Annotated in this window: 5 protein-coding genes; all 5 read right to left on the bottom strand. The window is 42.4% G+C overall.

Annotated elements, in window-relative coordinates:
- The 5 genes from ACFOSV_RS06470 to ACFOSV_RS06450 all read right to left on the bottom strand — a co-directional run bounded on the left by ACFOSV_RS06470 (position 1) and on the right by ACFOSV_RS06450 (position 24,021).
- Complete coding sequence (locus ACFOSV_RS06470; RefSeq protein ID WP_377904585.1) at positions 1 to 2,139, bottom strand: sensor histidine kinase; 2,139 nt, start codon at positions 2,137 to 2,139, stop codon at positions 1 to 3.
- Entirely contained in the window at positions 2,136 to 9,761 is a 7,626-nt protein-coding gene (locus ACFOSV_RS06465; protein ID WP_377904583.1) for an ATP-binding protein, read from the bottom strand. The genes ACFOSV_RS06470 and ACFOSV_RS06465 overlap by 4 nt, the downstream gene beginning before the upstream one ends.
- On the bottom strand, positions 9,748 to 16,758 hold the full coding sequence (locus ACFOSV_RS06460) for an ATP-binding protein (RefSeq protein WP_377904581.1): 7,011 nt from the start codon (positions 16,756 to 16,758) through the stop codon (positions 9,748 to 9,750). The genes ACFOSV_RS06465 and ACFOSV_RS06460 overlap by 14 nt, the downstream gene beginning before the upstream one ends.
- A 6-nt stretch (positions 16,759 to 16,764) precedes the next feature.
- Complete coding sequence (locus ACFOSV_RS06455; RefSeq protein WP_377904579.1) at positions 16,765 to 20,022, bottom strand: sensor histidine kinase; 3,258 nt, start codon at positions 20,020 to 20,022, stop codon at positions 16,765 to 16,767.
- Positions 20,023 to 20,133: 111 nt separating this feature from the next.
- Positions 20,134 to 24,021 (bottom strand): sensor histidine kinase, encoded by a 3,888-nt coding sequence (locus tag ACFOSV_RS06450; RefSeq protein WP_377904577.1) that lies wholly within the window; start codon positions 24,019 to 24,021, stop codon positions 20,134 to 20,136.
- Positions 24,022 to 24,184 lie beyond the last annotated feature (163 nt).

Raw genomic sequence — 24,184 nt, 5'->3', positions numbered from 1 at the left:
TCACGTTTTTAGGTGGATTGTAAATTTGCTGCCTTGATTTTCATGGCTGGTCAATCTCAATTCTCCTCCATGTGCTTTCACAATATCATAGCTTAAGGACAATCCGAGACCTGTCCCAGATCCTGTAGGTTTTGTCGTAAAGAAGGGTTGAAAGATTTTTTCTTTAATGTGTTCGGGAATCCCATCTCCATTGTCCTCTACGGAGAGCTCGATTCCTTTTTCGGTCTGCTTCGAACTGATTACCATCTCTGGGTTGTAGCCTTCAGGGGCAGATTTTATTTTTTCATTTACTGCGTAAAAAGCATTATTCACCAGATTTAAAATCACTCGGCCGATATCCGAAGCAACCACATTCACTTTTGGTAAGTCGGGATCGAGATCCAATTTAAAGTCAGCATTGAACTCTTTGTCTTTGGCTCGAAGTCCATGATAGGAGAGTCGCACAAACTCATCAGCTAGAGCATTCAAATCTGTAAGTGCTTTATCGCCTTTATTTGTTCGACTATGCTCGAGCATTCCTTTGACGATGGCATCAGCGCGCTTGCCGTGGAGGTTGATTTTGCTTAGGTTTTGCTTGATGTCACCCAATATTTCGGTGACCAAGGTCTCATCTCTTGACTCTTGGTTCTTGGCTCTCTCTTCTTCTACTTCATCAATCAGTTCATTGCTCAGCTCTGAGAAGTTGTTCACAAAGTTTAGCGGGTTTTGGATCTCATGAGCAATTCCTGCTGTCAACTCTCCTAGGCTTGCCATTTTTTCCGATTGGATCAGTTGAGCTTGAGCGGATTTAAGGTTTTCAAGTGATTGGTTGAGTTCGTGTGTACGAGCTTCCACTTGGGCTTCTAAAAGTGTATTCTGGTTCTCCAGAATTTCGCGTTTTTCCTCGGTGACTTGCAGGAGTTTTAGGTTTTCGATTCGTACAGCCTCCTGTGTTTCCTTAAACCTGATCGATATATAGGCCAGATAAAATAAGGGCGCGGAAAGGATATTCATGGACAGAAGTAATTTGTCATACTCATTGTAAAGATCAAGTGAGTATTTGTGCAAAATGATCTGAATAATAATTGCTGCCGTGGGTACCACTACTGCGCCAACGATGGCCCAATTCGCACCGGTAATGTCGTTTCGATGAACATAGAGCTTGCGCCCAAAGTGGAAGAGCATGTAGCTAAATGCAATGGCAAAGGGAGGAGAGATTGAAAAAATATGTGCGGGGATATTTGCTATAAAGATTACAGGAAGAAGCACCCACGAGGTCTTGGATATTTTCTGGGTAAGTACCCACTCCAAAATCAATAACCCAAAAAGGGTCATAATAGCCTGAAAAGTAACAAATAGTATAAACCTGACTTTTTCAAGCGTATAGGACATCTCAAAAAGGGTGTGTCCGAATATTACCAGTGTCCCGATCAAAACGGCCGTTGTATACCAGGCGATAATGCGAAAAATCTTTTGGTCGGGATTGAGGTAGACCAGAAACCAATACAAGAAAAACAGTAAAAAAGAAACTCCTATGCTAAGGGTAACATAGATATGGGTTTGTTTATGATCTCTTTCAACCCACTGCACAAAGGCAGGCCCGGTGAGATTCAGGAATGACTCTAAGTTTTCAGGTTTCAGACGGATTTCTCGTTGCGTAAAGGTAGACTCGTAATCCACAAAATGAACTGCGAGAACGTATTCTCTACCCAAATCGATATCAATGGGTTGTGGATATTTAAGAACGGGGTTGAAAGCCTTATAAGGATCACCCGTATCACCGAAGGAATGAATCAACTGACCATCCAAGAAGATGTCTGTAGCTGCCCAAAGATTTCTATTCAAATACATGGGAAGATCTTTTAGGGAATCATCCAAGCGGATTTTAATCCGAAACCAGCCCTCGATTCTTCCGTTTTCATCCTCCATCGCGGGACTCATGGCTGTAGGGTTCATTTTTTCCCAAGTAGAAACATTAAATTCGGGATCAGCCCATTTGGGATCATGGCCTTGCTTGAAAAGCCAACCGCCCAATGGCGCCAGAAATATTCGCTGATGTGAGCGAAACATTCCATCATCAAGCGTAACGACCTCCTCCTGTGCCAGCAGGGGCTGAGCGAGAATAATCAAAAAAGTAAAGAGCCCGGAGAGTTTTTTCATGAGTTTGAAAGGCTGATGATGAAGGTTGCGCCTGAATCTTGTTCGCTATGTATTTGGATTTCCCCACCATGAGCTTTGATAATATCGTGCGTAATACTCAGCCCAAGGCCTGTTCCTTCCGTTCCTTTTTTGGTGGTGAAAAAAGGTTGGAGGATTTTGTCTTGGATTTCCTTAGGAACTCCGCCACCGTTATCCCCAATTGATAGCAATACCTTGTCCTTTTGCACAGCGGTCTTCACGGTTAATTTTGGCTGATATTCATTATTCGAATTCAGCTTATCTCGCATGGCGTCGAAGGCATTATTGCAGAGGTTCAAGATCACTCGTGAAAAATCTTCACTGATCAAGTCTACTTCACCAACTTTTGGGTCTAGCTGTAAGTCAATTTCCACATTGATTGGAGCTTTTCCGGCCCGCATGCCATGAAAGGATAGGTTGACAAATTCTTGCACCATCGGATTAAAGGCTTTGGCTTCTCGCTTACTTCCTGAGGCACGACTATGTTGAAGCATGGATTTGACAATGCTGTCAGCGCGAGATCCATGCTCATAAACTTTGGATAGATTTCCTTTTACATCATTAAGAATTGCAATGATTTCCTCTTTGGCCGCCGAATCTTCAATGTTTTCCAATTCTTCGAAGACTTCCTCGATCAGTTCCCTACTGAGATCTGAGAAGTTATTCACAAAGTTCAAGGGGTTTTTGATCTCATGGGCGATTCCCGCGGTCAGCTGACCCAGACTGGCAAGTTTTTCCTGTTGCACCAATTGTTCCTGGGCGGCCTTCAATTCTTTCAGTGCTTTTTCTGCTTTGGCCTTGGCACGCTTCAATTTCTTTAAATCATCTTTCGCTTGAGACAAATCGCGGAATCTGGAATAGGCAAGGGAGAATACAGTGGCTGCTCTTCGCAATAGCTCCCAGCTTTCGGGAGAAATTTCACCTGGCGTTGCTGCACCAATGGCACCATTCGAGAATTTGGTCAAGTGGTAGGTACGCTCGGGAATTTCATTTCCATAGTATCCATCCAGCTTTTTCGTACGCTTTGCACAATAGTTGATCCATTCGATCCGGTGTTCCCCTTGCATCAAAATGGAGGTATTGGTTTGGTCACTTTGATAAAAGTCTAACATTTGCTTGCCCACCCAAGTGTCCTTGTAATTCAGATCAAAATGATCAGCTATATACGTTTTGGCCCCTTCACGAATATCTTTAATCGAATACCAGCATTGCGCTTTTCCTTGTTCGCCTTGATTGATATAGATGGAGCTGGTTTCTAATTCTTCTACCCCTAGGAGACCCATTTCTTCTCGTAAAACTTGGGCCACCTCTACCAATTCCTCTGGTTCCTGCATTGCCATCGCTCGTGCTCGGACTCGCTCCAGTGCGAGTTCAATTTTGGCTTTGCGGTTTTGTTTTTCCGAGGTAAGTAAGTCTTCAAAACGTCGATAAGCCAAATCAAAAACCCCTGCAAATCGAGTAAGTGTATCTATGGATTCTTGTGGTGGCTGCTCTACTTTGCCAGGTAGGCTATATCCGATTTCTCCGTGTGTTGTTCTGGCCATGACAAAGGTCAAGCCCCCAATATGCCGAATGTCATCTAAGGTAGGAGCCTGCGGGTCTACCCTTTCAAAGTCTCCCAATTTGATCATTTTGTCCACATAGTCTACGGCCAAATCTATGTCCATTGCCAGGATATGTGTGGGTTCATTACTTTTTTCCCAAGCTGCCACAGCCGGAATATCTCCATGGATATGTCTAGGTAAAGACATGACCATCCCGATTTGAGTACCGTCTCCTGAAGTCATAGCTTTGGCATAGGTATCGGGTAGCCAACGCATATGCCAAAAGTAATGAGCCTCGTGTCCCAGATTAACAAACTCCTTGCGCATAGTTACCACGATTTCCAGGAGCTCTTCAGATTCTCTCATGGCCGTGACTTGGGCACGGATTCTTTCTAGAGATAGCTCTACTTTTGCTTCTTTTGCTTGCTCCTCTGCTTTTTTAAGATCTTCAAATCGCTTGTATGCAATTCCAAATACTTTAGCAAAGCGGATGAGGGTTTCTAGAGATTCTTGAGGGGGCTCGGGAACTTGGCCTGCTAGGCTGAATCCAATTTCTCCGTGGGAGGTTCTTGCAATTATAAAAGTCAGACCTCCTATTGCTAAAATATCTTCTTCCGATGGCGCATGAGGGTCTACTTGCTCATACTTGCCATAGGTGTTCATTTTTTCAATATAGTCCCAAGCTTCTGGCCCATTAAGGTCCAAGACAAAAAGGTTGGAATCACTCTTTTCCCAATCAGCCAATCTTGGAATGTCATCATGTACAAACTTTGGAATGCTGATCACCATACCAATTCGATCTCCTTCTTCAGAGGTCATGGACATTTCATAGGATTTTTCGGTCCATTTCATATGCCAGAAGTAATCTGCTTCATGACCAAGAGTGATGAATTCCTTGCGCATGGCTACCACAATATCAAAGAGCTCACTTGACTCTCTCATGGCAGTAACTTGCGCTCGGATTCTTTCTAGAGAGAGTTCTACCTTGGCCTCTCTGGTCTGAGCTTCCGCTTTTTGTAGGTCTTCAAATCGTTTGTAGGCAAGATCAAAGGCCGCAGCCATTTTTGTGAGAATGGATTTCACCTCCTCTTGGGGCGGTTCTAACAAATCAATGACCATTCTTCCTTTTGCTAAAGGAACGCTAGGATGATATACTACCTTGATGTCTGCAGAAGCAATAAATGCATCTGCTTCCTCAGCTTCCTTGATTTTACCATGATCCCGTAACCAATTAGTGGAAATCTTAAGCGATGCTCTGTCTTGTGTCACTACCCGGTATGCTTCCCCTTTGGCCCATAGTTCGCGTTGATAAAAATTGGGATGGGTTGTATCCAAATCGAAGACGATATCAGAAGAGATATGCATTTGGTCTCCCTCTTGTTCCATAGAGGTGAGATCCCAGCTACGGACTCTGCCATCAGTCTCTTTCAGTAAAATGGTGGCAGCAGCTACCCCCGAAATATCAAGGCCCATCAGCTCTTCTTTCAGTTTATATACAACATCAAGAATTTTCTCTGATCGATTCATGGCCAAAGCCCTTGCACGGACTCGCTCTACTGCTAAATTTATTTGTGCTTCTCTAGCTTGAGCCTCAGCTTTTTGAAGATCACGAAATCTCCTGTAGGCGATATCAAATACCGCTGCGGCTTTTCTTAGCACCACTTTGGTGTCTATACTTGCGGGGGAATGTGTTACCAGCAAAAGAGATCCTTCGGAAAAGTCACTAAAGTTCCAAAATTCTGAATGATCAGATTGCCTTCGATTATTCACAAACCCCACTCTTCGCTCGGCAATCATAGGTGCATGTTTGACCATTACTTGCTGCCATTCCTCAGCCATTTCCTTATTAAATTCAATGGTATATTCTGAAATCTCGGAATGGTACATTTGGATCATGTATTCTACTTGATCCATAGCATCAACGGGAAAATGTACGTTTGCTAATACTATTTCACCGGATTCACCTGGGGGTCTTACCGCCGCTATTGATTCGAACATAGGCTCACCTTCAGGATAAAGATGAATCACGCTAGCTTCCAAATCCAATTCACCCAATGAGTCAATTTGTCTCCTTAATTCAATGATAACATCCTTTAGACCATCAGAAGAATGCATGGCTAGAGCCCGACTTCTGATTCTTTCCATTGCTGCTTCAATCTGAGCATCTCTTGCTTGTGCTTCAGCTTTATGAAGATCAAGAAAGCGCGTGTAAGTCTGGTCAAATACTTGAGCAAAGCGTTTGAAGATTTCATCTCCTTCACATGGGACTTCTGTGATGATGACTAGATATCCGGTCTTAAAATAAGCGGCGTGCAGACGCTGCCAGTTGGGTCGGGGTATCCCCGAGGATTCCATATCATGAAAGATCTGCTTGGCAATCGGAATATCCATTAGCCAATCATAGTGCGCTTGGAGTTGCTTATTTTCTAGGGTGACGGTTCTGTAAGTTTCGCCCTTTACCCATCCTTCGTAAAGGCTTTCATGAGCAAAGTCCCCAAAATTTGGAAGGGAGAAGGGTTGAATCAGTCCATTGTCCAAGCTGAGCCACCATTCATCTTCTTTTTGGTCTTTTTCACAAAGTACAAATCCACAGGTCCATAAGTCATCCACCAATGTGTTCAACTCACCAAAAAGAAGCTGGGCTACATCTCCTAGTTCCGCAGCTTTTTGCATTCCCATAGTTCTGGATCTTACCCGCTCTAGGGCAGCCTCTATTTGAGCTTCTCGGGCCTGATCCTCAGCCTTCTGCAGATCGAGAAAACGGGTATAGGCTTGTTCGAAAACCTTTCCAAAACGCTTAAATACCTCTATTTCTTCATTGGTAAACTCCTCGAGACTGTATCGCGCAAATTGCATTGAAGAATTTTTTGAAATCACGCTGCAGATTATCCAACCCGGAGTGTTGAAAACGTAATTCTTTCTTTCCTCAGGAGTTTCCTTAAAATCAGAGTGCTCGAATAACAATTTGAAATATGCGTTCTTTTCTGATTTGGAATATTTCGCTGTGAAAAAACCAAGATCGTTCCCAAGCGTTTCATAAAATTTTGTTGTGACCGGATGATCTATGTAAGGGATATGGAATTTTTTAAGATACCGCTGTCCTTCAACGGAGACCCAATTATTCATTCCAACATTTGGATCGCTTGTAAAGTCAATTCCAATTTGAGTATTACTTACCTGGATTCCCAACTCCATGATCTCCATTGTGGTCTGCCGAACTACTTCTGCCAGGTCTTCACTTTTTTGCATGCCCATAGAGCGGGATCTTATTCGTTCCAAGGCAGCTTCTATTTGTGCTTCTCTGGCCTGAGCTTCTGCTTTCTTTAGGTCTAGAAAACGGGTGTAAGCTTGTTCAAATTCCCTAGCAAAACGCTTAAATACTTCATGAGATTCGGGTACTGCGTCGTAAGTAATGAATAGAATATATCCGAACTTGAAGAAAGCAACATGATCAATCTGATACTTTGGAAAAGGTATCCCTTCTTCTTTCATTTTGAGCAATTGCTCACCCACACCAGGAAGGCTGCATAAGTATTCGTAATGTGCTGGGCATTCTTCTTCTCCGATTTCATTGATCAATAGGGTTTCTCCTTTTTGGCCTGCTTCGAAATATTCCAAAAAGACATTTTCTCTGGGAGTTTTATATCTGGGAAAAGTGGCCATACCATTACTACCCCATTCTATCGATTCTAGACCATTTTCTTGGTAAATATTGAAAGCGCAAAACCAAGTCTCTACGCCCAAGGCCTTTACCTGCTTGACCAGTTCCTGCGAAAGATCGGCCAGTTCCTCGCTATTTTGCATAGCCATGGCTCGAGCGCGGACCCGTTCCAAAGCAAGTTGAATTTGAGCTTCTCTAGTCTGAGCTTCTGCTTTTTGAAGGTCAAGGAAGCGCTGATATAATGAGCCAAACTCCGCTGCTATTCTGCGAACTATGTCCTTTTCTTCTGATGTGGGCCTTCGATTGTGCGCAAAGCCAATGTATCCAAATTTGCAATAGCCTTCTGTGATAAATAGACCATCTGGAAAATCCTTGACCTCCGGCCTAGCATTTTTGGGCATGGAGTCCAAAATGTCTTTGTAAACTTCCCAAACCTCTGGAAGTATTTCAGGAGGATATTCATTTACATTGACAGCATTAGGCTCGCTTTTTTTCCACTTTTCAGCGGTATCTAACCAGGCATCTACAATTGTTAAATCAACCTCTTGCTCTCCTAAGACCTGATATCCATTTTTTCCAGTGGTGCGAAAATTCAGTGTATTTTTCTCCTGATTAATTAGTGTCAAAACAGCGTGACTAGGTTTGATTCCCAGCACATCAAACTGCTCGAAAAGTTTGGAAAGTACCACACCCAACTCGTTTGATTGGTGCATTGCCATAGTTGCCGCACGAACTCTCTCCAAGGATGCAACGATCTGTGCTTCTCTAGCTTGAGCCTCTGCTTTTTGCAGATCTATAAAGCGGGTATAGGATTGTTCAAATACCTTGGCAAACCTCTTAAAGATTCCTACTTCGGGATAAGGTTCTAGTGTAATGATTAGTAAATATCCATTCGAAAAATATGCGGCATTCCACTGTTGCTTTTCTGGGAAAGAAAGGCCCTCGTCAATGATTTTTTGAAAAAATGGTCGAACTTCGGGAAGTGATAGCATGTATTCATAATGGCTTTCTAAATTCTTTCCAGACTTTTCTATAGAAAGGAAATCCATTTTTTCCTTCCAGGCCTGATACATTTGCTTATGCGCTGGATCAGTAGTATTGGGTATAGCCACTGGAGGAAAAATTCCTTTGTCATTGGCAAACCAAAATTCATCTTTCTCCGAATTTTCTTCACAAAGACCAAAGCCAGTGCCCCACAGGTTACCTCCCAAGCTTCTGAGTTGCTCAAAGAGGATGAATGCTACATCTGCAAGTTCTTCGGAAGTCTGCATTGACATGGTTCTTGCTCGTACACGCTCTAGAGCCAATTCGATTTCTGCTTCTCTAGCCTGCTCCTCTGCTTTTTTTAAATCTAAAAACCGAGTATATGCCTGCTCAAAAACTCTCCCAAAGCGCTCGAGAATAGCTAGATCCTGCTCCGAAATAAAGTCTTCGCTGACAGTCTGAAGTCCACTGTACTCGAAAAAAGTGAATCCGGCAACATACCGTTCTAGGGCTTTGTTGGCATCTTGGACATGCTTGGGAAATCGACGGAATTCAGTCTCCGAATAGAGATACTCATCATAAATTTTCTTCTCTTCGCCAGCTATGGTATAAACAAACCGCTTTTCTTGAGCTTTCCATGCATCCCACATGGCATGGTGAAAGGGATAATCCTCAAATTTCATGTAATAGGATTCTGCATCTTTACCAGTTTCTGGATTTGCAGCCCAAACCGTATTGCTCCTGTCCTGCTCATCGATCAGATTGATGATACAAAAGGTCAATCTGAAATCTAGTTTGGTGAACTCCTGCAATAAAGTGTCCACGACAGATGACAATTCGGTGGAATGATGCATCGCCATAGCTTTGGCTCGGATGCGTTCCAAAGCCGTTTCAATTTCGAGTTCTCGGTTTTTTTCTTTTAAATCAGTCGTTTTTTCATCCACTAGCTTTTGAAGCTTCTCAGCTTGTTGCTTGTACATGTCTATTCCCCAGGTGTCCTTTTCACTTTCTACCTCCTCAGGCTTGGATCCATGCCAGTGAATGATTTTCCAGGTATTTTTGATATACTCTAGGATAATGGAAAAACGAGCTAAAAACTCAAATCCTTGATCTTTTGATTTAACTACAATAAGCACCTCATCTACAAAAATTGCAGTGTTTTCATCCTCGGTGGTGTAATGATCTACGGGTGTTACCTTCCATGTGATCGTAAGTCCTTCGCTTTGGGTTTTTTGAGTTTCTAGTAGCTTTTGCACCTCCTCAATACCTCGAATTTTCTCGTCTATAGCAGTGCCAAAACCCACAACTTTTTGGTCGATAAATTCTACTAGATTTTTGGGTTCAGATCCCGAAAGACCTGCATGTATAAACCTCTGGTAGGTTTCCTCCAGCTGGCGTTTTTTATTTTTTTCCATCAACGGATTGACTTATGGGTATTGAAATGGTGAAGGAGGTATTTTTATTGATTTCACTTTCTACACTTAATTTTCCTCCATGTGCTTTAATGATATCATGGGTAATGCTAAGCCCGAGGCCTGTGCCTTCAGTGCCTTTTTTGGTGGTAAAGAAGGGCTGAAGGATTTTATCTTTGATCTCTTCTGGGATTCCACCTCCGTTATCAGCTATGGAAAGTAGCACTTGGTCGCTTTGTAAAACCGTTTTTACCGTCAATTTTGGTAAGTAGCTTTTGCCATCTTCGGCCTCCACTCTTCGGTCCCCACTCTTTAAAAGTTTATCTCGCATAGCATCAAATGCATTGTTGCAGAGGTTTAAAATTACTCGTGAAAAATCTTCTGAAATCAGGGAGACCTCCCCGACCTGGGGATCCAACTGCAAGTCAATTTTCACATTGATAGGGGCCTTTCCTGCTCGCATGCCATGATAGGACAGGTTGACAAATTCTTGCACCATTGGGTTAAATGCTTTGGGTTCCCGCTTACTCCCTGAGGCACGACTATGTTGAAGCATGGAAGTGACAATCCCGTCTGCACGTGAACCGTGCTCATGTACTTTTTGTAGATTTGACTTGATATCTTCTAAAATATCATCTATCAGCGACTCGTCTCTTGATTCTTGGTTTTTGGCTCTCTCTTCCAAAATTTCCTCGATCAGCTCTCGGCTGAGGTCTGAGAAGTTATTGACAAAGTTTAATGGATTTTTGATCTCATGAGCGATTCCAGCTGTGAGCTGACCTAGGCTGGCGAGTTTTTCTTGCTGCACCAGTTGTTCCTGAGCTGATTTAAGGTCTTTCAATGCCTGCTCGGCTTTGGCCTTGGCCATATCGAGACGAGTAAAGTCCTCATATCGAGCGTATGCCACGGATAAAGATCTCCCCAAAGCAGCGACCAAGTCTAATTCTTCGGCGCTCAGATCTGTTTCGGAACCCACATAAACCATTCCTTGAGTGAAAGGGACAAATTGTAATGTCAGTGAAGTAGGAGGTTTTTCTCCTCCTTGATAGGTGCTGATGTTTGAAATCTGCCCTTGTTCCAGGAGGCTTTTCGTGAAAGCGAGGAACTGTTCTTGCGTCCAATGCTCAATGTAGGTGGTCTGCTCTCTCCAATGCTTGACTCCTTTCCGGGTAATCTCCGAATTGTCATAGTCTAAATGCAAGGCGGCAAGAGCTTTGCCTTCGGGATTGGACAGGTAGAAATCTAGCACTTCTTTTTCTTCATTGACTAGCATCACTCCACAGCGGAAAAAAGGAACTCCCAAGGATTGTAATTCTTTCCAGACTAGTGGTGTAATCCGCTCTAAGTCTTTGGCAGTTCGCATAGAAGCAATTTCTGCTCTTACTCGATCTAGGGAAGACTGTTTTACTGCTTCCCGTGCCTGTGTTTCTGCTTTTTGAAGATCAAGGAATCGGGTGTAGGTCTGTTGAAAGACCTTATTCATTCGTTTAAGAATGTTATTTTCTTCCTCAGAATAAATGTTCTTCTGGTAATTGAACATCGTGATACCTGAGTGGATGCCTAGGGTAGCAGAACCAGTCAGACCCATGCCTCGCGCTATATATTTTTTACGCTCTTCTGGAACATCTATGCCTTCGGCCTTGGGATAAAAATGCTCGAAGTATGCCTCCTTTGAGCGTTTGTCTTCGTCGAAGGTGAAAAACTCAATGCCATTTTTTCTGGCATTCTTATTTAAAAGATGGATGGGATGATCACAGTAGGGTAGCCATACTTGCTTAGGATAGATTGCAGTACTTGCTCCGATCCAGACATTAAACCCTCGGTTAGCCTCATCGAAGATATCGATGTAGCATGTATCAACAACTAAGTTTAAATGCTCGAATTGTTTGAAGAGTACCAAGATAACCTCAGATAGTTCACTGGTCTTATGCATGGCCATGGAGCGGGATCTTATTCGCTCAAGAGCTGCTTCAATCTGTGCTTCCCGTGCCTGTGCTTCGGCTTTTTTGAGGTCAAAGTATCTATTGTAAGTAAGGTCAATCACACTAACGAACCTTTTAATCACCTTCAGCTCATCCTCGTTAAATGGATCTTGAGTCCACGCATAAAAATCACCATGTTTGAAGGGTAGGAAGTAACCGTATTGGACTTCATTTTTTGAAAACTTTGGTTTCGGCAAGTCACCATAGCTCGCAAGAATGAGATCATAATATTCCTTTAATTCTTGTCCATTTAGTGTAGGAGTATATACTTGCTTCTTTGTCCAATGATCGAATATTGACTCCAATATGGGATTGTTTGTCAAAGATATTTTTCCTACCAATTGTAGCGTATTTCCCTCTCCTGATGGAACGGTACTAAACATCTCTCCTTGCCCAGTTTCAGCCTCAATCAATCCTATCCCAGATCTCAAAGGAGCTATCCCTAATAGATTTAATTCATCGAACACTATACTATTGGCATTTGCAAGATCACCGGTATTGTGCATGGCCATGGCTTTGGATCTCACTCGTTCAAGTGCGGCTTCAATCTGTGCCTCCCTAGCTTGTTTTTCTGCGTTTTGCAGGTCAAGGAATCGACGATAAACAAGGCCAAAAACTTTTGAAAATCGGAGGCCAATGGATAGTTCATCTGGCTCCAAAGCTCTTCGTGCGATCACATTAATGGCACCTTCATTAAAGTAGAAACCATAATAGAATTCACGCTCAGGAAATTTCTTTGGTATGGGTACATTCAAGAATTGAGAGGCAACTTGATAATACTCTTCTAGTTCCTTGCCGGCAAATTCTGACAAAGAGTAATCTTCTTTTCGGCGAAAAGCTTCCAGATAATTTTTGTAGAAATAATGATCCTTGCCTCTTGCCCGTCCTAGGATTTGGGTTTCTGCTTTACCGTCTTTTTCTGTGACTAGCCAAAGCTCAGCTTGATCAAGCGTTTCGTTTATCAAGGCAATTCCTCCTCGAACTGAATCAATGCCTAGCTTATTCAGCTCTTGGAAAACTACCAAAGCGGTATCACCAAGTTCAGAACTGGAATGCATCGCCATTGATCTGGACCTGACTCTTTCCAGTGCAGCTTCAATCTGTGCCTCTCTGGCCTGCGCTTCTGCTTTTTGAAGGTCAAGGAATCGGGTATAAGACTGTTCGAAAACTTTGGCAAAGCGATCAATTACCGAGTTTTCTTCATTCGTGAATGGGTGATTAGAAAAATTGAAAACCCAAAGACCTGTGTTTTTCTGAATGCCCCAGGAGGTTTTAAAACCATGCTTAATGGATTGAATTTTTCCCCATCTTTCTTTGGTGACAGAACTACCAAGATTTGTATTGTCGTACAAGTGATTATAAAAATCGAGTGTTTCTTGACGAGTTAAATCAAAACTCAGGAAAGACTTCCCTCTTTCGCGAGCTTTCCAAAATTTTGAAAAAATAGGGTGATCAAAATAAGGGATATTTAGCCGAGTCGGATAAATCATGTCTGGCGTAGCTGACCAAAAGTGAAAGTCCTTTGATTGATCTTCAAAGGTGATTAACTGACAACCATCTATGGGAAGCATCAAGCTTTGCAATTGACTAAATGTCACCTCAACTACTTTCTCAAGTTCTTGACTACGATGCATGGCCATTGAAGCTGATCGAACCCGTTCTAAGCCGGCTTCTATCTGCGCCTCTCTAGCCTGCGCTTCTGCTTTTTGCAGGTCAAGGAATCGGGTATAAGTCAAGTCAAATACTTCTGCGAACCTTCGGATAATTTTTTTGTCTTCATTAGTAGGTTCGGTATCGGCGAAAAAATACAAGCCCCCGGCAGCAAAAGGAGAATAATGGTAATATTCCTTTGGAAGCGAAGTGGACTTTTCCACAATATTATCTGCCAGGACAAATTTGCTTTTGGAGACTAAGTTGTAATAGTCTTGAAGCTCTTGGCCCTCCAGGGTGTATGAAAGTGGAGTTTGGCTGAGCCATGAATCAAAAGTGGAAATGAATAGGGGATGGACGGTAAGTGAAGTAATCCCCGTGGTTAATTCTTTTTTACCTTCTTCGTTTATGACCGTGGTCCATAGCTCACAGTCCCTAGTTTCGGGATCGAAAATCCCGATCCCGCTTCGCTCGATGGAAAGGTTCAGGTTTTCTAATTCATCAAAGATAATTCTTGTACAATTTACCAAATCGTCACTCTGTCTCATAGCCATGGCCTGTGACCTTACCCGCTCAAGTGAAGCTTCTATTTGTGCTTCTCTGGCCTGTGCTTCAGATTTCTGAAGATCTAGGAATCGGGTGTAGGACTGTTCGAAAACCGTAGCTAACCTGTCTAGAATATCTTTTTCTTGTTCTGTAAACCTTTCTAAATTGTAGCGATGTAGCTGTAAACCAACCGTATTTCTTCTAGCTACAATTGAATTCCATCCGGGAGCAGATAGAATAATTTTCCGTCGGTGTGCTGGTGTATGACTAAGTTCGGTGACTTCAAATGCTTTATTCCACCAACGATACATTTCATCCGCATCGGATTGCATTTCCGCAAAAGAATCACCCCTATCCCATGCATCCCACATTTGTTTGGTCATGCCAAAATCTATGTGATTGACTCTTATTTTTTGTTGATAGGAATGGGTGGTAGTGATTGCCCACAAATAAAAATCTCGAGAATTTTCAATGTAAGTTTGGAAATTACTGGCGTCAACTTTAATCCCAAGTTCTGTGATTTGTTCGTGAACGGCCTTAATCACCAACAAAAGGTCATCACTTTTGTGCATGGCCATTGAGGCAGAACGGACCCGTTCTAGAGCGGCTTCTATTTGGGCTTCTCTCGCCTGTGCTTCAGATTTTTGAAGATCTAGAAATCGGGTGTAGGCTTGGTCAAATACCCGCGCAAATCGTTGGATGATTTCTATTTCTGATGGAGCCAATACCTTGCCTTCAAAATCATTGATATTAAAAACTGCATTTCTAACTGCCACCGAGGTAATGCTGTAGGTGGTGCTTTCAAAAATCATCCTCAATATATCCTCTGGCAAATGCTTGAATTCCGCGGTGTGTTCAATTACATAATTGTAGAAAGCATCTTTTTCAGCCTTTGAATAATGCCCCACGAAAAAATCTAATTGCTCATTAAGTGCATGATTTAAATCTTTTGGGACAGGGTTATCAAAGTAAGGGAGGCGGTAATTGGTGATCACTAAACCATCCTCATTTTGCCCACAAACAAAAGAATCCAAATCCTTAGACCCTTCAATGGCGATACCTATACCAACCGCTGTTGCAGGAATTTGTAACTCCTTCAGTTTTTCGAAAACAATAGAAACCACTTCATTGAGCTCATTACTTTTGTGCATGGCTAATGAACGACTTCGCACCTTTTCTAAAGCTGCTTCAATTTGAGCTTCTCTCGCTTGGGCTTCAGCTTTTTGGAGGTCAAGGAAGCGGGTATAGGCCTGTTTAAAAACTCTCCCAAATCTTAGCAAAATTTCGTTTTCCGCGCTTGAGTAAGGTATACCTTCAAAATTCTCCATGTAAAGGGAGACTTTATCGAAGAGTACCGTCGTTATAGCGAGCCCGGGGCAACTCAGATAAAAGTCCATAGAAGCCTTTGGCAGATTGGGTACGTGAGATAATAGCTCACGATAAAAGCGGTTCTTTTCTTCAAAATCTAAGAGAGTGCTGAAGGATTCTATTCCTTTTTGTTTAGCCTCATTGAATTGATTTGCCCAAACTGATTCGAAATACGGATGAGTGATTTTTGAGGGGATATCTGCCTCATCAGCGATCCAAAAGTGCCAATCGCCAAATGCCTCATAATCCACCACAAATCCAGCGTGGTCTAATTTGATACCCACCTTGCTGAGTTGTTCATAAACCTCACGGATCACCCCTTGAAGCTCTTCACTGCTATGCATGGCCATAGAAGTCGAGCGAACCCGTTCCAAAGCTGCCTCTATTTGGGCTTCCCTAGCTTGAGCTTCAGCTTTTTGAATATCGCGAAAGCGTTGATAGGCCAAGGAAAACACCTGGTGGAAGCGCTTGAATAAGGCAAGGGATTGTTCATCCAAAGATTGATAAAGCGTAAGTCCTAGCCCTCCTTCGCCGATCGAAAGAAAGCAATATCCTAGGTCATTAACCTCATCCAAAAGTGGATCAGTCAGGTAATTTTCATTCTTGCGGTGTTCCCGAAAATCTTTGAGTTCTTCATTCTTTAAGACGCCCATGAAATGATTATCCTTTGCTGCTAGCATTTGATCCACCATTTCTTGCTCTACTGGGTTTTTGGGATACTCAGTTCGCTCGATAATGTCCTGATCGTAACTCGGGAAAAATTGGTAACAGAGGTAGATTTCTTCCTTAGATTCGATAATGGCTGTCTGCACATTTCGAATATGTCTGACACCAAGTGAATCCAATTGACTTGCAATAACCCGACAGACTTGAAGCATATCATCTGGGGTTTTCATTCCCATAGCCACTGCTCGTACTCGTTCTAGAGCAGCTTCAATCTCGAGCTCCCTACTTTTATTCTCCAGCTCTATCGTTCGCCGTTTGATCGCATCACGTAACTCCAGATTTTCTTTGGCAATTTTATCTAGAGCCATTGTTTCTCCTTCTTGCACGCGCATATCTGGCAGAGAGCCATGCTGCTGCAACACTTTCCACCCAGTGTCACTTTCTCGCAATAGGGAGGATATTCTAATCTTGGAATAAAAGGTCCATTCTGATTCGATCAACACATAAATATCACAATGCTCAGTGACCAAAATCAACTGGTCTATTGGCATCAGCTCTATCTCTCGATTGCGCATCTCTGCCTTACCAAGTACCTCTTCCATCTGGGATTTGAAGAATGAGATCCCCTCTTCCTTGGAATGAGCAAGCTCCGATTCGGAAGTGCCGATCATTTTAAAATCGGGATCTAATGTGGAGGCAAAAGCTTCGAGATCACCACTTTGGTAACTGTCCCAAAACTCCATGTACACTTTTCTCGCCGCTGACTCTCTTTCTTTTACTTTACTCATTCCAAATTAAGGTTCAATCGGCAAAAAGATGATCATCTCCGTACCTTCTCCTTCTTTGCTTTTCACTCGAAGATCACCGCCATGGGCTTTGATGATATCATAGCTCAATGATAAGCCTAGACCGGTGCCACTTCCTGTGGGTTTGGTGGTGAAGAAAGGCTGAAAGATTTTATTTTTGATTGCTTTCGGTATTCCTCCACCATTATCTTCAATAGATAGCTCTATTCCTGATGGTTGATCCCCGAGTTGGATTAGGCGACTGTGAACACTCACCATTGGTTTATATCCATCAGCACCATTGGATTTTGCCCGGCTATTAATGGCATAAAAGGCATTATTGATCAAGTTTAATACAACCCGGCCAATATCCTGTTCGACTACTTTGATTTTAGGAATGGCTGGGTCTAAATCTAGATTAAAGTCTGCATTGAAAGATTTGTCTTTGGCCCGAAGTCCATGGTATGAAAGCTTTAAAAATTCTTCTGCTAAAGAATTTAGATCGATTTCATTTCTCTCTCCAGAATTTGCCCGACTGTGCTGCAACATACCTTTGACGATAAGGTCCGCTCGCCTGCCATGTTGCTTGATTTTGGCTTCGTTTTCTTTGATCGTTTTTGCAATCTCTTTGATTTCTGCAAGGTTTCCTTTTTCTATTTCCTCCTCCAATTCATCGATAAGTTCTTGGTTTAGGTCAGCGAAGTTGTTCACGAAGTTCAATGGGTTTTGAATCTCATGGGCGATTCCTGCCGTAAGCTCACCAAGGGAGGCCATCTTCTCGGACTGGATCAGCTGCGCTTGTGTCGCTTTTAAATCTTTATATGCTTTTTCGATTTCCTTGGCCTGAGCCAGCTCGCGTTCCTGAGTTTTTGCTTTTTCTCGTGCCAAAACTCGTCCTGTCTGAAATTTAACGACTCCGTAGACTATAAGTCCAAATGCAAAGAAATAAAGCACAAATGCCCACCAGGTGGCATACCATGGAGGAAGGATTACAAATGAGTAAGCGATCTCGTCGGAGATTGTATCAAAGGTGTTTTTGGCTCTCACCTTAAAAGAGTATTCCCCATATGGCAGGTTAGTAAATTCTCGGAAGGTATTAGTTTCCCATTCAGACCAATCTTCTTCAAACCCTTCGAGGAAGGTTTGGTATTCTATCTGATTTTCCTTGACAAAGAAAGGAGCCACATAGCCAAAGCGGATTTTGTTGCCTTTATACTCTAGTTCCGGATATGCTTCCCCATGATACTCTGGAGAGGTGAGTTGTTTTTCATTTGAGGTGACCGAAGTGAAATATAGCGGTGTAGGATAATCTGTCTTATAGCTGGTATTAGGATCCACACGCAGTAGCCCTTCATCTGTTCCAAACCAAAAGACTCCGCTAGGCTCTGTATACCAAGAACCAGTAAAGCTCGCAGTAATCAAGTTGTAAGGATACTCTTGTAGGATATAACTTCCATCTTCCTGTGGTTTGGCAAGTCTTTTTTCACCTTTGAAGTCTAAGGTGACATCCCCGTATTGATTGGAGCCCAAGCCATAACCATCTAGATTAATATCAGCCACCTCCTCCGAGAAGCTAAAAACCTCGTCTCGAATAAAAGATTGAGTGTTATGATCAAAATAATAGAATCCATTAATCCCTGAGGTATAGGGGTTTCCTTGCACATTTACCACAGTTCCTGAAATCCCTTGAACTCCGTCTTCATCATTATACTCAGTCACCCCAGAGTTAGCCACATCCAAATTCCCTGAAGCCGTTTTGGGGATTTGAACTCTATAAAGTACACCAGATTGGGTACCGCCCCATATTTCCCCCTCCTTGTCCTCTATGATGGAATAAATTGCTCTCTCTACTTGTGGGATAGGTCCTATATCGGAATAGACATAAGTTCCAGTAGAATTTTGGGTTCGCTTGAAAACGTGAATGCCAAATTGTCCTGTAATAAAAATATAGCCTGGATACTTTTTCGATATCAGTATTTTTAAGTTTTGGAATGATTCGGTTACCTTTATCTGATTCGATTTATCCCCACGTATCTCATAGATTCCCAGGCCTGAAGAAATAATTTTATCTTCATCTAAGACTAAATCGAAGTATTGGTTGTTGGGAAGTCCGTTTACTCGCTTAATCGCTCCATCCCCTTTGTCAATGAATAATACTTTGGTAGAGCCACCTATATAAAGTCGATCATCTAAGCCGTTTAGAGATAACACATTCCCTACTTCATATTCCTCCGAGTCGAACCTCATCACCGGAGAAAAAAGCTCTATTTTTGATACGCCTGCATTGGTGCCTACCCAAAGGTTTTGAGTATTGTCCAAATAAAAAGCATAGACACTTTGATCCGTGATGGAGTTGTTGGTATTGAATTGGGCAAGCGCTTTGCCATTTTGGTCAATTATAAAAAAGCCATAACCTAAAACACTTAGAGCATAGTTTCCATCTGGTAGTGCTAAAGACTTGTAGAGGGCACCATCTTTAAAATATTCATCAATTTCTGTTTTAAAAGGTTCGAAATTTTCACCGTCAAAAAGAAACAAGCCTCCACCAAATGCCCCAATCAAAAAATTTCCAGACTTTTTATAAGGGAGTAAGGTTTGCACCCGGTCGCTTCCCAAGAATTCGCTACCTGGGATTAGCTCAAGCGCACCGTTTTTTTCCCGAAAAATTCCCAAGTCCATTTGATGGGCGTAGTACACTCCATCCAAAGCAAAACCATACATAAACACAGTATCTGGCTTCCAAATCCTAATCCTTCCAGTTGCCTCTTCATTCCCAGGAGTATAGATAAAAATAGCTTGCCTTGTTTGGAAGTAGATGTCCCCATTTACCTCGCGAATGGTCCAAACATCATTAAACAGAAATTCTTCAGGCAAGTCAGCGATCACCGATTTAAGAATAGTATTTCCTAATGAGTCTTTGGTAGCATATCCAAAGTCTCCAATCGACCCGTAATAGAAGGTGCCATCAGACGCTAGATAGGTTGCCCTTACAGTGGTATTAAAATCTTGAATTGGAGAGGAAAGTATCTTCCAGTTGACTCCATCGAAGCGCTGTAGACCACTGGAAGTACCCAAATAGATAAAGCCATCTTTATCTTGCCCTACATTCCAAACTTGCTGTCCGGCTACTCCAAGATCACCCACCACGTAGTTGGTGAAGCTGGGTACACCTTTGGACGCATTGATTTGAGCGAAAGCCTCTTCGCACAAAAAGGCAAGCGACAGGAAGCTCGAAGCCAAGATATATTTCAAAAAGTTGCTTTTCATAATTGTATAATTAATAGTTCAATACCTTTTTGGGGACTTTTATTCTCTTTTGCTTGGATCTTAGGGTATTCGCTTTTCCAGAATTCTGAAGCCAACATCCATTTAGGGTCATCAGTCGCTTTCTATTGGTATAAAGAGGATCATTTCAGTACCCTCGTCTTCTGTACTTTTTACCCTTAGGTCACCGCCATGTGCCTTGATGATATCGTAGCTCAAACTTAAACCAAGGCCTGTCCCGCTACCAGTGGGCTTAGTAGTGAAGAAGGGCTGAAAGATTTTGTCTTTTATTGCCTTTGGTATCCCTCCACCATTATCCTTGATACAAAGTTCTACCCCGCCAGTACCCGCCAAATCAACGAGTCGAGATTGAACAGAAACTTTGGGATGATAGGAGGTCCCAGAGGTTCCATTCAATTCTATCTTTTTTGCCTTTTCTCCCACTGCATAAAAGGCATTATTGATCAAATTCAAGATTACCCGACCCACATCCTGCGCGACTACATTTACTCGAGGGAGGTTGGGATCTAAATCGGTATCAAAGTCAGCAGAGAAATTCTTGTCCTTGGCTCGAAGTCCATGGTAGCTCAAGCGTAAAAACTCATCTGCTAATGCATTTAGATTTGTGGGCTTTTTATCACTTGCATTACTTCGGCTATGCTCTAGCATTCCTTTTACTATGCCGTCTGCCCGCTTGCCATGATGGTTGATTTTGGAGAGGTTTTCTTTGAGGTCTGCCAAAACCTCTGTGATCAACCCCTCATCCCTTGATTCTGGGGCTTTTCCTCTTTCTTCTTCTATTTCGTCGATCAATTCATTGCTCACCTCAGCAAAGTTGTTTACAAAGTTTAGGGGGTTTTGAATTTCGTGTGCGATGCCTGCGGTAAGTTCTCCGAGCGAAGCCATTTTTTCCGCTTGGATGAGTTGTGACTGAGTTGCCTTTAGATCCTGATAGGCCTTCTCAATTTCTTTGGATTGAGCAACTTCACGCTCCAAAGCATGAGCTCTTTCCTCCATTTTTATTCGTCTTTTTAATCCAGAGTAGGCCATGAAAATCATAAAACCAAGTATGGCGGCATAAAGGGTGTAGGCCCACCAAGTTTTCCACCAAGGAGGAAGCACTACTACTTGAAGAGACTTGCCCACATCGTTCCATACCCCATAGGCATTGGAAGCAATCACTTTGAAAGTATAAGTACCCGGTTCTAGATTAGTGTAAGCGGCAAAGTTCCGGTTGTCATAGATCCAGTCTTGATCCAAGCCATCCAGCATGTGTGCATATTGGTTTTTGGAAGGGTTAGCAAAATGCAGTGCGGCAAACTCAAAACTGAGGTCATTTTGATCATGTCTAAGGGTAATTTCCTCCGTCGACAGCAAGTCGACGTCAAGAGGCGAAGACTCACCCATGTCATATACTGAAAGATTGGAGATCAGAAGATTGGAAATGATCACCGAAGGCGGGATCTTATTCGAGGCGATGGTGGAAAATGTGGTTAGTCCATGGTCTCCTCCAAAGTAGAAATTTCCGCCTGGTGTCTTGTCGGCTGCTAGTGACAGAAATGATTCTCCGCCAAGGCCATCATCCTCATTGTAATTGATAAATGTGATCTTTTCCAAGGCCTCATTTTGCATCATTTGGATTAGCCCATTTTGGGTTGAAAACCACATTTCTCCATTTTCGCCAGGCAAGACAGTTTCTATGAAATTCGTAGGAAGCCCGTCTTGCTCTGTGAAGTATTTGATTTCATCTGTCTCAATGTCCAAGATATTGATACCTCCATACGTGGCCATCCATAGTAACCCATCCTTTTCTAGCACATCATACACCTGTCTATCGCTGAGAGTAGTTGGGTCTGTAGGATCACTGATAAAGTATTTTACGGTGTTGGTTTCTGGGTCTATTCGGGTTACCCCTGCATTTGAACTAGCGACCCAGATATATTTTTCTCCAATTTCTATATCTGAAATATTGGCGTCTTGAATAACGATTTCTGCATTTTGTTCATTCACATTGACCACTGTAGATGAACTTTTAACTTCTTCATCTTGGCCGAAAATTGCGACACCATAAAGTGGAAGAAATTCGGGTTCAGGAACATTCCAACTATCGAAATGATGACTATCATCAGAAGTGTATCTAAGAGAATAGGATCCAGGATTCAATTCGATTTGGGCAATCATCAGTCTGTTTTTAAGACCTCCTCCAGCCCAAAATGAATCGTCAATTGTTTCCATTCCGATAACAGTCTCACCTGTAGCGTTTTGAAGCCAGCCGTAATCCGCCATGCTAGCTGCATCACCCTCACCTACAGTGACTAAATAGTAGGTGCCTTTCTCTGTAATATTGAAACCCTGAGTTAGCTCCTCGCTTTGTCCAACTCGCTCAATAATCGCTATTTCTTCATCATTATTAAGCCAGCCTTGGATTTGCTCCAGAATTTCCTTGGAGTAGGTTTGGCTATATTGACTGACGATATTATCAAAAGTCTCATTTTCTGGATCAAGGACAGTCAGGCCTCCATTGGTACCTACCCAAATTTTGCCAGATCGGTCTTCTCGAATCACACGTACTTGATCATTGGGCAGGCTGTTTTCTGGATTCGATGCATTTCGTTGGTATCGCTTGACTTCTTGGTAATTCTCATTCATTTTGATAAGCCCATCTCCCCAAGTTCCTATCCAAAGAGTACCGTCATCTTGTTCGTAAATCGACCGTGCGGATCCACCAAACATATCATTAGCAGATGAAAAATTCACTTTCTGAATGCTCGCGTCAGCTTCTTTGAAAATGTTTATTCCGTTTCCTCTTGTTCCAACATAGATCTTACCGGGAGAAATCTTTGAAGCGAAAAGCCCAAATGCACCTCCAGAACTTAAAGAATTGGGGTTTTCTGGATCGTGTCGGTAGGATTTAAATGGTTGGTTGACTGGATCGTATTTGAATAGCCCCTTCGTTCTAGAGCCGAACCAAAAAATCCCACTTCGGTCGATAAAAAGTTCAGTAAATCGATTTGTCCAAAACCCAGTGTTGATTCGCCTATTTCCCGGAATAAAAACTTCTGAATAGCTATCACTATTGCCTTTAAATTTTAAGAATCCACGGTAATTGTTCAAAATCCAAATATTCCCGTCCGAATCCTCTTTTATGGAATTAAGAAAAGTGGCTATATCGTCGTTTCCGTCCTTATAATTAATGATCTCACGAAGCTTATTATTGGCTATGTCATATTTGTAAACCCCTTGTCTACTGGTAATCCAAAGGATCCCATCTTTATCTTGGTACAGCTCAGAGATGGTGTTTTCAAAACTATTTAATGTGTTTTCTATATCAAACTTTATAGGACTGAACTCTGAAGCTCCTTTGGGTAAATAAATTAGCCCGTGGGTTCCTGATCCAGCCCAAATTCCTCCATCCCGATCTTCAAAAACGCACATGGATATATTTGAGTGTACGGCTACCTTTCCATTAATATTAGCATAAGGTGCCAGCTCCCACGAATCGGAAGCGGGATCAAATTTTATCAGTTCAAGGCCTAATGTGGTGGCCCAAACACGACCCTCAGAATCAGGTAATACTTGCAGTGTTCTACCTACACCTGCCGCCTGAAAAATAGAATCTAATTTGTAATTTTTGAAAGTGTTTTTGGCCCGATTGAAATAAGTGAGTCCAGCTTCATTTGCAATCCAAAGGTTTTTATCTGCATCCTCAGCAATATCAAATATCATATTATGTTGCAGGCTATTTGGGTTTCCTATGATATTTCTGTAAGTCTTCCAGCTGTATCCATCATAGCGCTGAAGGCCATTGGCAGTGCCTAGCCAGATTAGCCCATGACTGTCTTGCATTACGTCCATCACTGTTGGTGAGGCTAGACCATTAGAAATCGAGATCGTTTCTAGATTGATTTCCTGTGCTTGACTTTTTCCTGCCGTCAAAATCGAGCCTAAACTGAATAGGACTAAAAATAGGCGGAGGTTGATGTTTGAAGTTTTGTGCTCCATAGAACTGAAAATTATTTTGAGCCAAAAAATGAAGACTCTGTATTTGTAAAGGAAATTGAATGAAACTATACCGAAAAAGTAATTTCTCAGGCTTAACTTGGAATCGGTTTTAATCAAGTTCAAGCTGTTTGGCGGTAAATCTGAACTCTTGAAAACTTGCAAT

The organism is Algoriphagus namhaensis, assembly GCF_042649705.1.
In the GTDB taxonomy this organism is placed as follows: domain Bacteria; phylum Bacteroidota; class Bacteroidia; order Cytophagales; family Cyclobacteriaceae; genus Algoriphagus; species Algoriphagus namhaensis.
This window is presented reverse-complemented; position numbering and strand designations above follow the sequence as displayed.

What these genes read in the sequence shown, in the direction of transcription:
- ACFOSV_RS06460 (WP_377904581.1), bottom strand. Translation starts at nt 16,758, where the DNA reads ATGAGTAAAGTAAAAGAAAGAGAGTCAGCGGCGAGAAAAGTGTACATG.
- ACFOSV_RS06470 (WP_377904585.1), bottom strand. Translation starts at nt 2,139, where the DNA reads ATGAAAAAACTCTCCGGGCTCTTTACTTTTTTGATTATTCTCGCTCAG.
- ACFOSV_RS06450 (WP_377904577.1), bottom strand. Translation starts at nt 24,021, where the DNA reads ATGGAGCACAAAACTTCAAACATCAACCTCCGCCTATTTTTAGTCCTA.
- ACFOSV_RS06465 (WP_377904583.1), bottom strand. Translation starts at nt 9,761, where the DNA reads ATGGAAAAAAATAAAAAACGCCAGCTGGAGGAAACCTACCAGAGGTTT.
- ACFOSV_RS06455 (WP_377904579.1), bottom strand. Translation starts at nt 20,022, where the DNA reads ATGAAAAGCAACTTTTTGAAATATATCTTGGCTTCGAGCTTCCTGTCG.